The sequence below is a fragment of the Roseovarius sp. THAF9 genome (genome assembly GCF_009363715.1).
Classification (GTDB): domain Bacteria; phylum Pseudomonadota; class Alphaproteobacteria; order Rhodobacterales; family Rhodobacteraceae; genus Roseovarius.
The window spans coordinates 23309-35328 of record NZ_CP045405.1; the positions used below are offsets into that span (position 1 = coordinate 23309).

10 protein-coding genes are annotated in these 12020 nt (G+C 61.0%); 6 read left to right on the top strand and 4 right to left on the bottom strand.

Features of this window, described 5'->3' with window-relative positions; genetic code table 11:
* Window positions 1–207 precede the first annotated feature (207 nt).
* Window positions 208–1485, top strand: coding sequence for a TAXI family TRAP transporter solute-binding subunit (locus FIU86_RS20095; RefSeq protein WP_152477272.1), 1278 nt, complete (start codon window positions 208–210; stop codon window positions 1483–1485).
* Window positions 1486–1742: 257 nt separating this feature from the next.
* On the opposite strand, the gene FIU86_RS20100 is transcribed toward FIU86_RS20095, so the two are convergent.
* Window positions 1743–2516 carry a hypothetical protein gene (locus tag FIU86_RS20100; protein ID WP_152477273.1) on the bottom strand — a complete coding sequence of 258 codons (774 nt, stop codon included), beginning with the start codon at window positions 2514–2516 and terminating at the stop codon, window positions 1743–1745.
* Between the two features lie 269 nt (window positions 2517–2785).
* A complete protein-coding gene (locus tag FIU86_RS20105) occupies window positions 2786–4381 on the bottom strand; it encodes an ATP-binding protein (RefSeq protein ID WP_152477274.1) in 1596 nt (531 codons plus the stop codon).
* Window positions 4382–5020: 639 nt separating this feature from the next.
* On the opposite strand from FIU86_RS20105, the gene FIU86_RS20110 reads away from it, so the two are divergent.
* Both FIU86_RS20110 and FIU86_RS20115 read left to right on the top strand, forming a co-directional pair.
* Entirely contained in the window at window positions 5021–5950 is a 930-nt protein-coding gene (locus FIU86_RS20110) for a DUF2493 domain-containing protein (RefSeq protein WP_152477275.1), read from the top strand.
* Window positions 5951–6079: 129 nt separating this feature from the next.
* Window positions 6080–7096 (top strand): GSU2403 family nucleotidyltransferase fold protein, encoded by a 1017-nt coding sequence (locus tag FIU86_RS20115; RefSeq protein WP_254704041.1) that lies wholly within the window; start codon window positions 6080–6082, stop codon window positions 7094–7096.
* A gap of 21 nt (window positions 7097–7117) precedes the next feature.
* Here FIU86_RS20115 and FIU86_RS20120 read toward each other — a convergent pair whose 3' ends face one another.
* Window positions 7118–7438: a type II toxin-antitoxin system RelE/ParE family toxin gene (locus tag FIU86_RS20120; protein WP_152477277.1), complete on the bottom strand. Its 321-nt coding sequence runs from the start codon at window positions 7436–7438 to the stop codon at window positions 7118–7120.
* Window positions 7425–7670: a type II toxin-antitoxin system ParD family antitoxin gene (locus FIU86_RS20125; RefSeq protein WP_152477278.1), complete on the bottom strand. Its 246-nt coding sequence runs from the start codon at window positions 7668–7670 to the stop codon at window positions 7425–7427. The genes FIU86_RS20120 and FIU86_RS20125 overlap by 14 nt, the downstream gene beginning before the upstream one ends.
* A 705-nt stretch (window positions 7671–8375) precedes the next feature.
* On the opposite strand from FIU86_RS20125, the gene FIU86_RS20130 reads away from it, so the two are divergent.
* The 3 genes from FIU86_RS20130 to FIU86_RS20140 all read left to right on the top strand — a co-directional run bounded on the left by FIU86_RS20130 (window position 8376) and on the right by FIU86_RS20140 (window position 12013).
* A complete protein-coding gene (locus tag FIU86_RS20130) occupies window positions 8376–8582 on the top strand; it encodes a hypothetical protein (RefSeq protein WP_007120662.1) in 207 nt (68 codons plus the stop codon).
* A 517-nt stretch (window positions 8583–9099) separates the two neighbouring features.
* Window positions 9100–9693, top strand: a complete 594-nt coding sequence (locus tag FIU86_RS20135; protein ID WP_152477279.1) for a transposase — start codon at window positions 9100–9102, stop codon at window positions 9691–9693.
* The gene (locus tag FIU86_RS20140) at window positions 9680–12013 is read left to right on the top strand and encodes a relaxase/mobilization nuclease domain-containing protein (RefSeq protein ID WP_152477280.1); all 2334 of its coding nucleotides are present in this window, start codon (window positions 9680–9682) and stop codon (window positions 12011–12013) included. The genes FIU86_RS20135 and FIU86_RS20140 overlap by 14 nt, the downstream gene beginning before the upstream one ends.
* Window positions 12014–12020 lie beyond the last annotated feature (7 nt).

Genomic DNA, 12020 nt, shown 5'->3' on the forward strand with positions numbered 1-12020 from the left:
TTCCGGAAATTCCGTTTTGAACATACGTTGCAAGGCTAAAATGGTCCGCAGTCGAAATTTCCCCTCGTTAGCTGCGGTATTTCCACGAGTGTTTCCTAGCGCTCGTCCCCGCCTGATCACAACTTCGTTGTGGGATCGAAGCGACATTTTCCATCCGCGCGAGTTTGCCACCTTCGCAACTGCCGCATCATCGGACATAGTCACGTGATGCGCCACGCATTTGTTCTCATCCTTTCGCTCGCCGCGGTTTCAGTCATCTGGTGGATTGGACGCGATCTTGTTCCGCCTCGATCCTTGACCTTTGCTGCAGGCGAAGTTGGCGGAGGATACCATGCGATTGCGACGCGTTATGCAAAAATCCTAGCGCGCGACGGTATAGAGGTGCGGGTACTCGATACCGCCGGGTCCGTCGAGAACGTGGATAGGCTGACATCGGGTGAGGCCGATGTGGCGCTTCTTCAGGGCGGTGTCTTTGCAAAGGGTGAGGTCGAAGCGCTTGGAGCAATGTTCTACGAGCCGCTCTTCGTGTTTGGGCAGTCTGCCACCGAAGTTTCGGCGAATCCGGGTGATTGGGCGGACCTGAGGCTTGCCGTCGGGCCGGAGGGATCGGGCACGCGCGCCGCCGCTCGTGTTTTGCTATCAGCGAGCGGTGTCGCACCAGATGAAGTGACACTATTGCCCGTTGGCGGGGCGGAGGCAGTCACGGCATTGCGTGCAGGCAGAGTCGATCTGGCGCTGTTTGTGGCGCCGCTCGCAGCCCCGTATCTCCAGCCGCTATTGGAAGATCCGGATACGCGTCTGGTGCGACTGCGGCATCTCGAGGCGCTGGCACGCAGCATGGATCATGCGGAGATCGTCACGCTCCATGCCGGCGCAATTTCACTGCGTCCGGTACTGCCGCAACGCTCTACAGACCTGATGGCAATGGTTGCACGCCTCGTGAGCCACAGAGATCTCCATCCCGCACTCGTCAATCGATTGGTGATGGCGGCCCGCGAGATTCACGGTGATCGTGACCAGATTTCCTCCGAGGGCGCGTTTCCCGCCACCTCCGGGATAACGATGCCGATCAATGTGAATGCGTACGACCTCATTGCCGACGGACCAAGCCTGCTTGCATCGTACTTGCCGTATTGGGTCGCTGCGCAAGTCAACCGCATTGCGTTGCTTGCCCTGCCGATCGTGTTACTGCTGTTTCCACTAATACGTTCGTTGCCTGGATTGTATCGGTGGCGGATGCGGTCTCAAGTTTTCCGTCATTACCGCGAGATCCGCGAGATCGACAGCGCTGTGCCAGAGACCGTTTACAGCGCACGACTCTCAACCTTGCGGAATCGGCTGGAAACCATAGATGTGGAACTGGCCAAACTGCGCTTGCCGATCGCTTACCGCCACCTTGCATATACTGCACGTCTGCACGTCGACCTCGTACGGTCGCGCATCGACGACAAGCAAGACCTTTCCAAAAGCGATGAAAGGCAATAGCCGAGTGTGGACTCTACACGACGTCGCTGGCGAGAAGGTCAGGAAAATTTTGCCACTCAGTTCACGGCCATCGCTGCGTGGGGTTGCAGCCGCTAAATCCGACAATACTATCCGGTTTACGAGAGCAAGGTCCGCAAGATCAATCATTTATGAAGGACATGCCTACAGCCGGGTTCGTCACACGCACTCGCGCGTTCGATTATGACGCACCCAGGAGTTGGGATGATCGATCCCGGTCAACGGATTTCGCCATCGCTTCATGTTTGCCCGCCTTTTCGCATTACGTCCAGAACGGCATTCATCGGCGATTGGTCCACGGTAATCAAACCACGTCGTGGCCGATCCAGATCGATGATCACGAAAACAAGAGCGACAATCAGAACAGGCATCATCAGTGCGGTGGCCGTGATCCTTGTGCGCCCCGCACCCGAGGCGTATCCGAGGAGCCCGCCGGACAAAAGGAAAGTTGCATAAAGCATGATCAATACGATTTCAGGCACGTGCCGATCAATTGCGGCGTCCCTTGCGGACAACTCATCGATTACATCGTTCAGAGAATTCGAAAACGCCACTGTTGCGGGAGAAGAGTTTTCCCTGGTGATTTCGGACGCGATGGCCCACAGGTTTGCGAAGGCCTCTTCGGCAGACGCGATGAGGTTATCCCGCTTTTCCTTTTCGGTGACCGGGACAGTCGAGGCCGCGACACGTTCGGCAGCGTAGGCCAGCAATGCCGGTTTCACCGAGTCCGCATCCTCAAGATATTCCGTGCGCAGCCAGGCAGTCCCTATAGCGTTCGCTTCGGCCACGACCGCTGCCGAGCGCGCATCATGCCGGCCGAGCGCCACGCTAAAGGTAAACCCCAAGAGCAGGCCGAGAATCCCGAGAAGGGACGCCTGGGTTGCGGTCACTTGACCCGTTTCCCCGTCATCGCGCGGAGGGCGGCTCTTTCCCAGCCTGCGACCCAGGTACATCGTCAAAAACATGCCGCCCAAAAGGGCGATCACGATCCAGATGGTCGGCACATCGTACATTATTTCTTGCCTCATGTAGAATCCTCAGCGTGAAGAAAAACCCTAGTCAGGGCACAAGCTTATAACAACGGCCTTTGCACGGATGCCGCCGACGCTTCTAGAGATGCTGGAGGCTGTTGACCATTTGACGGCCTTTCGTGGGCACCGGGGATCCGGGCCAGGACGAGAGCAGCGAGCAACAACTTTGCGGCGATTTTTTCTGTCACGCGCGCCACAACGCTGGCATCACGGAAGCCAGACCGAAAGAAGGGTCGCCTGGATTTTTGGTGTTACGCTTGAGGACCGAGCGAGACCACGAAGGTCGTGCCTTTTCCCTCTTCTGTTTCGAACTCAATCCGTCCCCCATGATGATCGACAATGGCCTTGACGATGCTCATGCCGAGCCCAGTTCCTTTTACGGATGTGGTGTAGCTTTCTGGCGCGCGGGTGAACCTTTCAAACAGACGCTTTTGCAAAGCTAGAGGTATTCCGTGTCCGTAGTCGCGCACCCAGAAACCGTCGCCATTCGTGATTATCCCAGCTTCCACTTTACCGCCAGGCAAGGACGCCTTGATGGCGTTGGACAACAGGTTGCTCAAGACTTGGAGCAGCCGAAGCTTGTCGCCCTTGATCGATCGCGTCTGCCCGCTCGCAGGAATCAGGGAGACTTGCACATCATGCTGGCTCGCGTAAGGCCCGATGTCATCTACCGCTTGCTCTACGACGGAGGGCAGTTCGACAGCCTTCTGATCGGCGACAAAGCCAGCGGAGCTCAGCCGTTCAAAATCGAGAATATCTTCGACCAAGTGCCTCAAGAGGTCGGAGTTCCGGGCTGCCGTATCCAGGACTTTCTGCATGTTCTCGGAAAGCCTGTCTCGCTCAAGGGCAAGGAGCTTCACGGCGCCACTGACCGAAGTGATGGGGGTGCGGAGTTCGTGAGAGACCGTTGAAATCAGCTCATCCTTTGCCATGCGAAGCGATTTCTCTTGGGTGATATCGCGAACGACGCCCACAATGCCCAACCGGCTCTCCATCTCGCTTCGGAGCGGCGCCATGAACACTTCGCCGGGAAACGTCGATCCGTCCTTTCGCCGGAGATCCATCTCAAACCGGTTCACCGCTTTTTCCCGGGCCTTGCTGTAAATGCGCTCCCCCTGGTGTTCATACGCATCCACGCTCGGGTAAAGGACGGAGGTACTTTGACCGATGAGATTGCCTTCGCCGAAGCCGAAGAGCAGTTCTCCGGATGAATTTATCATTCGGATCCGCCTGTCGTCGTCCGCCGCGATGATCGCGTCAGGGACAGCCTCGATGATCGCATTCAGCAGCATGGTTTTTTCGGCAAGCTCCCGTGCGCGTTCCGATTTGAGTAACTCCTGCCCGAGCCACCGTCCAAACAGGCGTACCAGTTCCGCTTCCATTGCGCGGAAAGGTTTGCGCTCGTCCGGCCCGGAGAAATTCAAGGTTCCGATGCGCTTTGTGCCCACGCGCAGTGGCACGCCAATATAACTTTCCAAACCAAAGTTCAGATAGCAGGGGTGGTCGGCGATCTCAGACTGACCGGCATGGTGAAAGTGACTGACATCGTCCGCAACCAGCGTGTGCGTGCAGTATGTCTCGGATACGTTGAATTCGGCTCCAGGGTCCGGCGCCCAATCAGGCCCGGTGACATGGTGGACGCGGTAGACGGAACCATCGATGCGGCTGACGATTCCAAGAGGCAAGTTCAGAACGTAACAGCCCAATTTTAACAGTCGGGAGATTTTCTCGTCCATGTCGAGGTCTGGATCGAGCGACACCGTGAACAATTGACGCAAGGCGTCGTCATGGCGCCCCAGAAACTCGCTCCACTCTTGTGACGGGTCTATTGCACCGTAATCCGACATGGTTCCTCGTAGGTTTTTCGACTAGTTGGAGCGTCCCTTACACAAGGAAACAGTAAAAGTTCAAATTGAGGTGCGGCTGGACTGCGCTCGGCGAAAATCCTCCAGTTGGCTGTAACAAGGTAAACTATGTCGCAGGAGTAGAACGGCCCTTCGGTCCGTCGCGCATTCGGCCATGCGGCCTCACCGCGGCGTTGCACCCGGCATCCCGGTTTGCCCGCCTCGCGAGCACGTTCCTCCCCGGCCGCTCCGCCGGATTGCGCTCTGGTCTGTTTTGCGGGGCAAAACGATCCCGCCGCTCCATCCGTCTCCCGCGTCCGGTCGCGCCGTTTGCCTGCTCGGGTCGGGCAAACCTACCGTCAAAACACACACACACATGAGTGCGGAAGCATATCCTCCGGATGGCCCCCAAATCAGCTCGCCTCAAGGATCGCAAAACTTTTCGGCGAGGGCAGGGCTTGTGGGGCGGGGCGGTCCCGTGCGTGAGGGTGTGCGTGTGTCGGGTGTTGCACACGGAAAACTTTTGCGCCCGGCAAGCCGGCGGCTGCGCCGTCCCTGACCCGGGCAGATTCGGAAACCAGGCATTCGGCCATGCCCCCACACTCACGTGGTGGCTCCTCAACCGAATACTGGAGACCAGACATGGCTTACGACACTGCGAACACCTACGAGACCATCGAGCTTTTCGGACTGATCGAGAAGGACGCACAGCTGCCGATCCCCGAAGATCACATCCTTCAGGACAGCATCGTCCGCGAAAGCTTCGAGGCTTTGCTCGGTCCGCTGCGCGGGACCGGGCTTGAAGCAGAAGTCGAACCCTTGGCCCATGGGCTCGCGACGATCTTGCAGCGTCGCAAGGTGGCACTCGGCAAGGAGGTCGACCGCACCGCCGACAAGATCGGCGCGCTGGCAAAATCCCACGACGGATCGGAGATTGCCGAGACCGCGCTAGAAGAAGCGCAGGCGCGGTTTCTGCAGCTGCGCGAGATCGTCAGCGCCATCGAGGTGATGAGCGAGGCGGCGGCGGAATGCTACGAGATCGAGACCGGTCACGCCTTCATCCCGGCAGCCGGGTCGCGCGCAAGCGTCCGGGCGCAAGAGACGGGTGCTGTCTTCGAGGCGCGGCAGCTCCTGGAGCAGCATGACCGCGAAACCGCCGAGAAATCGAAGGTCGAGGGGGTCCCCCTGATCGTCTCAGGCGCCACCGACTGGACCGATGTCGATGTGATCTTCAACACGCTCGACAAGGTTCGCGAGCGGATCAGGCAGAACCGCAATCAGGAGATCTTCCTCTGCCACAAGGGTGGCAAGCACGGGGCCGAGATGATCGCGGCTCGGTGGGCCCGGGCACGCGGGATAGCGCAGGCGCGCTTCGATCCGCGCTGGTCCGCGCACGGACGGGCGGCACCGTTCAAGTGCAACGACGAGATGCTGGACGACAAGTTCGCGGCAACGGGGGTTGTGCTCTTCGGTGGCAACGGGGTCGCTCTGAACCTCGGGCAGAAGGCGGAAGCGAAAGGCCTGACGGTCATGCGGGTTGCGGACCCGGCGAAGAAGACTGCGGAGACGTGAATTGAGAGGGTCGCCTTCGGGCGGCCCTTTCGTTGTTACTCATGCGCGTGGCGGTGCCCCAAATTGCTTTGTATAGCAATATTTTCTGATAGGTATATACGTGCCAAGCAAAACTTGGAAATGATTGGCATGACCCCACTCAGCAGCATCGCGATGAGCGCCTATACCGACCTGGTGCGTCTTCTGAAGGATGACGCGCTGTCCGGTGTGGAGGGCAAGCCCACGCTCAAGGAACGCGGTGACAAGGCCTATTGGTACGCCGCGCGACGCGTCGGAACCGAGATGCGGTTCATCTATATCGGCGAAGACAGCGACCAGACGCGCGCGCGCATCGACCGGATCGAAGAGCAGCGCATGGCGGCCAAGGCGCGGCAGGCGGAGCGGTCGCGGCTGGTTCGGCTCTTGCGCGCCGAAGGCATGACGCCCGCCGACCGGGCGACCGGTTCCATCCTGTCAGCCATGGCCGCAGCGGGGACATTCCGGTTTGGCGGCACCATCGTCGGGACAAACGCGTTCCGGCTCTATGAAGGTGAGCTTGGCATTCGCCTTCCCCTGGGCGGCATGGCCAATTCCGGCGACATTGACATCGCGCAGTTCGAAAAGCTCAGCGTGGCCCTGCAGGATCAGGTCGATCCGGGGCTCGCCGAGACGTTCTCAGCGCTGAAGTTCGATCCGGTTCCCGGGCTCGACAAGGGGCGGACCTGGCGATGGGCAAAGGGCGGCAGTGGCCAGCTGGTCGAGTTCCTGACCCCGGCCTTCGGGGATGAGAGCGTCCGAGACTTTCCAGCTCTGGGCGTGGGAGCGCAGGCGCTGAACTACCTCAATTTCCTGATCGCCGAACCGATACATACGGCGGCGCTCTACCGGTCGGGCGTTCTGGTCCGGGTGCCACGCCCGGAGAGATACGCGATCCACAAACTGATCATTGCGGATCGGCGGCGGGACGGGGCGGGCAGCATCAAATCTGCGAAGGACAGGGAGCAGGGGGCCTTTCTGATCGAGGCGATGGCCGAGGACCGTCCCGAGGATTTGGCTCGGGCCTATGCCACTGCCATGGAGGTCGGACCGCGCTGGCGGGAGCATATTGGCAACTCACTGAAGCGGATGCCGGGGACGCAGACGATTCTCGAGAGCCTAAGCGCGTGATGGCGAGGGCGAGGCGGCCAGCTACTGATCCGCCGCTCTGAGGATCGCGTGCCAATCCTGCCCTGCTCCCAGCACTCTTAAGATAACCAACTGATCTCGCTCGACCTGATAGATGATCAGATGCTCAGCGATGGGATGGATGCGGACAGGTGGATTGAATTCTTGGCGTTCACGTGCCATCTCCGGCATGAAGAGCAACCGATCGAAGGTATCTTCCATGATGTCGGTATATCGGTCTGCTTGCGCCATTGACCACGTCTGCGCCGTGTAAAGCCAGATGTCTTCCAGATCGCGTTGGGCTGCTGGCGTCAGTTGGTAGGCGATGAGATTACTTGCGGGCATGTTTCTCCCGCATCCGCGCCTTGAACGTCTTGAAGTCGAACGGCTCGGGGTCGCCGCTCTTGAGGCCTTCATCGATCGTTTGCTGCAAAGCTTCGACCGCTTGAGCGCGCTCTTGGTCGCGGCGGATAAGGTGGCGCACATAATCGCTTGTATTGCTGAAGCTGCCATCTTTCAGGCGTGCTTCAACCCAGGTCTTCATCGGATCGGGGAGAGAAACATTCATGGTGGCCATAGCAATCCTCCTTCGTACTTCAGACATATCATTGAATGCCAGGTTTTGTCAAAAAATATGACAAAATTTGCCACACTCCTTGCCGCTTTGAACTTTGCCCGCGCGCCGCATTGCGGGGACCCTCGGGTGATGAACCACCCGGCAATGTCGTCCGTGACCAGAAGGTGCGTCGGGAGTTGCGCTTGGCGCGGCCTTTTCGTCGTGTCTCTCGAGGCGTGGGCACGCTCGTCTACACTGGCTCGGCAGTCTGCCAACGCCAGGACCGTTATTCCCTTTCCATCGGTCCGTTAGCGCGCGGCCCATTCGCATCGGGTCTAACAGGTGGCTAAGCACGCCTCGTGGGTATCCTCGACAGTTCAAGACGCGAGGACTGGAGACGTCACGTTTGAGGCTGAAGAACTGCACGGCATTCGGATGGTGTTTCGGAACATCGCATCCACGCAGGCGCGCTTCGTCAGCACCCCGGCCAGGCTCGGCCAGACGCGGATGGTGGCACCGGCGTGATGGCAGGGGTCATCCGGATCACTCCTTTTTGCTCATAGATGTGGATCGCACGGGGTCGGCCCAATCGTGCCCTCAGCTCACGCTTCGGCAAGCACAAATACGGCTTCCACGCCTTTGGCGCGGACCCTCCGCATTTGCGCTTGCGACCGGGCCTCTTGCCCCCGTGCTGGCAGATCCCCATCGCAACAAGGAGTAACCCAAATGACCAACCACTACGTCGCCACCGTCCCCGTCAAGTTCACCGATACCGATGGCCAGGAGCGTACCCGTTTTCAGCGCGTGGGTGCGATGTTCCGCAACACCCGCAACGGGGACGGATCGGAGTTCTTCAGCCTCAAGCTCGACTTCCCGGTCGCGGTCTCGGAGCTGGTGATGTTCCCGCCGAGCGCGAAGGATCCCCAGGACTGAATCCTCTGACGAGGATGGGCCGCCTCAGGACGATCTTGGGGCGGCCCGATCCCTGTTCCAGGGATGCCGGTCCCTGCGCGTTCAACGGACGCACTCCGCCCGGAATGATCAGGCCGCGACAGACCGGCCAGTCAGCCTCAAGGGGGCCATCCGCAAAAACCTATCGGCCAGGGCCTCCCGGTTTTTGCGGCAGAGATTTGGCAAGCCAAATCTGGCCCTCCTTGACCCTGCCTGTCCGCCCTGTCGGTGGGGTTTGCGCCCGCCCGCGGTTCCGTCCGAACACATGCGTGTTCGGTCAGACCCTCGGGCGGTGCTGGGGAAGGGGCCCCATCGGACAGGTGGGGTTCTTGATGGCGAGTGGGCAGGCCCGCGCCCCTGCGGGCCCCGGGGGAAGCGGACACCAAGGCTGCCTAAGACTGAGTGCGACGTAAGTATATAATTGACATATAGGTATATTATCGTAAGGTAGGGGCAGCCTTGGTGGAAGGTGGCAGGAAATAGGGGGTCTTTCTTCCGCATGTCCCGAACAAAACGCCTGACAGAGATCGAGAAGATGCAGATCGTCCGCGAGGCCGCGGAGGGTGTGTCGACGTCTGAGCTGGCGATGCGTTTCGAGGTCACATCGCGGGCAGTGCGCTACGTCCTGAAAGCCGATGCAGAGCGCCAGACGGATGCCGCGATCCCGGTCTCGGCGGTCAGTGTGAAGGTTACGGCTGCGGAGCTTGCGGCGCTCGACGAGGTGTTGGCGAAGGCCGGAATCGAGAGCCGGGCAGAGGGGCTGCGGCGGCTCATCCAGGCGGCCGGCGGGGTGTTTGTTCCGGATGCGCAGATGGCAGCAGAGATGGCGCGCTACCGCGCCTCTCTGCACGAGGTGGGCAATGGGGTCGCGCAGATCGCCAAGCAGATGACCCGGGCCAACCGGCAGGGGCAGGGGGCTGATGGTGGCACGAGTGCCGAGTTTTCTGAGCCGCGCCTTGCGCAGATGCGCGGGTTGGCGCGGTTCATCCTGGATTCTGCTGACGAGATCGACCTGCTTCTGCGCCGTCGTCGGGACGCGATGCAGCTCGAGGCCAAGGCCGCGCTAAGGGAGTTTGCCCATGCGGCTGAATGATGCGGTTGACGCTGTCACAGGCGAGGTCTTCCGGGACGGCTGGAGCCGGATCCGGGGCTCGATGCAGGGGCTGCATGTCGCCAAGCAGAGCCAGCTTGTGCGCGCGGCGGCGGGGCACAGGCCAGCCGTCTTCAAGGCGATCCGGGGCGGCGGTACGCATACCAAATCGCAGCTCGCAAGCCAGCTCGAGTACCTCACCACCAAGTCGACCCATATCGTGGATTCGAGCGGGTTTCTGGATGGCAAGGCGAAGCTCGAGGCGGGTGACATTAAGGATCTCACCGAGCGCTTTGCGAAGCGGTGGGACGCCGGTTTCAAACCCAAACTGGGCCAGACCACCCATATGCTCATGTCCTTCCCCATCGGCACCCGCGGCGAGGATGTGCGCGACATCGCGACGGATGTGGCCGATCGGTTCTTCCAGACCGACGCGGGGCATTTCGATTACATCATCGCGGTGCATGAGGACCGCGATCATCCCCATGCGCATCTGGTGCTGAACCGCCGCTCGCAGGAAGGCGAGTTCTTCTTTCTGGGGCGCAACCACCGCTTCAATTATGACGACTTCCGCCTCGCCATGGTCGAGGAGGCGGAAAAGTATGGCGTGCGCCTGGAAGCCACGCGTCGGGTGGATCGCGGTGTCGTGCATTACCCCGCCCCTACCCGCGAAGTCTATGCCGCGAAAGAAGAGGGGCGCGCCCCCCGCGAGCGCGAACGCGTGGGGGCCGACCTGACGCGGACGCTCGCGGGGATCGCCAACACCAGAACTGTCTACCACTCGCTTGCCGCGGAGGCCTCCCGGGAGGCCCGCGAGGATATTTCGGCGGCACTCTTCCGCGCGGGCGAGATGCTGGCGCGCGGTGGGCAGGTGGACCGAACAGGAGATGTGTATATGGCCGAGGATCAAAGTTTCGAGGATCTGAGAAGCCTCTATGCGGAGAAGCTCACGCGGGTGCAGGGCATGATTGCCGAGAAGCCCGATGCCGAGCGGCCCGTGCTCGAAAAACGCCTCATCGAGATCCAGGCGCAGGTCCAGCACATGCAGCCTCTCGGTTTGCGATCATCCACGCTCTCCGAGGCTCCTTCGGAAGGCGGGGTCTATTCTGAGGCCAATATCGACGCCAGCCGGCTGGACCGTCTGGCCGGGCCGGACTTGCGGTCGCGCATAGACACCGCGCTGCGCGGAACCGGGATCAGCACATCGGAAGTGATGGCCCGGATCGAAACCGGGGCGTCAAATGCAGCGCTCGAGCATCAATGGATCGCCGATGATCTCTCCAAGGTAGCTGAGGCGCGTGCTCTGAACCTCGAACGCCGCGCTGATCTGGAACAGGCGCGCGACATTCTCAACGATGTGCATGTCGCGCTTGGCACGCTGTTGGAACGGGAAAACGTGCTGCGGCAGGATGGCGTCATGGAGCAGGAAGCGGTCAGCGGGCGGTACCATTATCACGAGGGCACGGTGCGGGAGATGGAAGGGACAATCCGTCAGGAGATGCGCGCAGACGGCCTGACCGCGCAGCAGATTGAGGACCGGGAGTGGGAGGTGGCCTCAAAGGCGGAGCGCCGGATCGAGACGGAGCAGCGCGCGTATCTCGGGGCACACCCGGACTTGCTCGCACGCCCGGGCGATGTGATCGATCGGTCTGAGCCCTACAGGGAGACCATCACCGATGCGGCCCGCGCCAGCGAGATCACCCGCGATGTCGACCGGATCATGGAGGAACGCGACCTCCGCACGCCCGTTGCAGATGCAGTCACGGATGACTTGCGCGCGCGCTATCCGGACATGCCGTCCCACCTCGCCCGTGGGCTCGGCGCGACCTATGCGGCCGTCGTCGAAATCCGGGACACGGAGGCCATCAATCAGGTCCGCCGCGAAACCGAGATGCGCGACGGGCTCGGGTCTGGCACGCGTGACGAACGTCTAGCCACCCGCGATGAAACGGCGCCGCAGTCTGACCGTGCCGGCCGTGTCCCAGAGGAGGTTGCGCGCGTCCTGGACCATGAGCGGGCGGGGGAGTTGTCCGCGCCCTTCGAGACCGAGGCGGAGCGGGACGCTTTCCGAACCGAGATCGCGCGGGTGCTGGATGACCGTCAATTGGGCCGGCTCACATCCGGGGATGCCGATGCGCTGGACAAGGTTCTCGAGGACCGCCTCGACAGGCTCTATGTTGCCAAGGTCTATCTGCAATCGGATGCCGCGACGGCCAATACCGAGGCCCTGCGTCAGGTGGTCGATGATCTCGCCGATGCCGAGTATGAAAAACACCGCGCGACAGACGTGGATGGCGAGACCGAGCGGGGTCAGGTCCATTGAGCGCCGC

Excerpts from the sequence above, each read along its gene's own strand:
- FIU86_RS20095 (WP_152477272.1), top strand. The coding sequence starts at position 208 with ATGCGCCACGCATTTGTTCTCATCCTTTCGCTCGCCGCGGTTTCAGTC.
- FIU86_RS20100 (WP_152477273.1), bottom strand. The coding sequence starts at position 2,516 with ATGTACGATGTGCCGACCATCTGGATCGTGATCGCCCTTTTGGGCGGC.
- FIU86_RS20105 (WP_152477274.1), bottom strand. The coding sequence starts at position 4,381 with ATGTCGGATTACGGTGCAATAGACCCGTCACAAGAGTGGAGCGAGTTT.
- FIU86_RS20110 (WP_152477275.1), top strand. The coding sequence starts at position 5,021 with ATGGCTTACGACACTGCGAACACCTACGAGACCATCGAGCTTTTCGGA.
- FIU86_RS20115 (WP_254704041.1), top strand. The coding sequence starts at position 6,080 with ATGACCCCACTCAGCAGCATCGCGATGAGCGCCTATACCGACCTGGTG.
- FIU86_RS20120 (WP_152477277.1), bottom strand. The coding sequence starts at position 7,438 with ATGCCCGCAAGTAATCTCATCGCCTACCAACTGACGCCAGCAGCCCAA.
- FIU86_RS20125 (WP_152477278.1), bottom strand. The coding sequence starts at position 7,670 with ATGGCCACCATGAATGTTTCTCTCCCCGATCCGATGAAGACCTGGGTT.
- FIU86_RS20130 (WP_007120662.1), top strand. The coding sequence starts at position 8,376 with ATGACCAACCACTACGTCGCCACCGTCCCCGTCAAGTTCACCGATACC.
- FIU86_RS20135 (WP_152477279.1), top strand. The coding sequence starts at position 9,100 with ATGTCCCGAACAAAACGCCTGACAGAGATCGAGAAGATGCAGATCGTC.
- FIU86_RS20140 (WP_152477280.1), top strand. The coding sequence starts at position 9,680 with ATGCGGCTGAATGATGCGGTTGACGCTGTCACAGGCGAGGTCTTCCGG.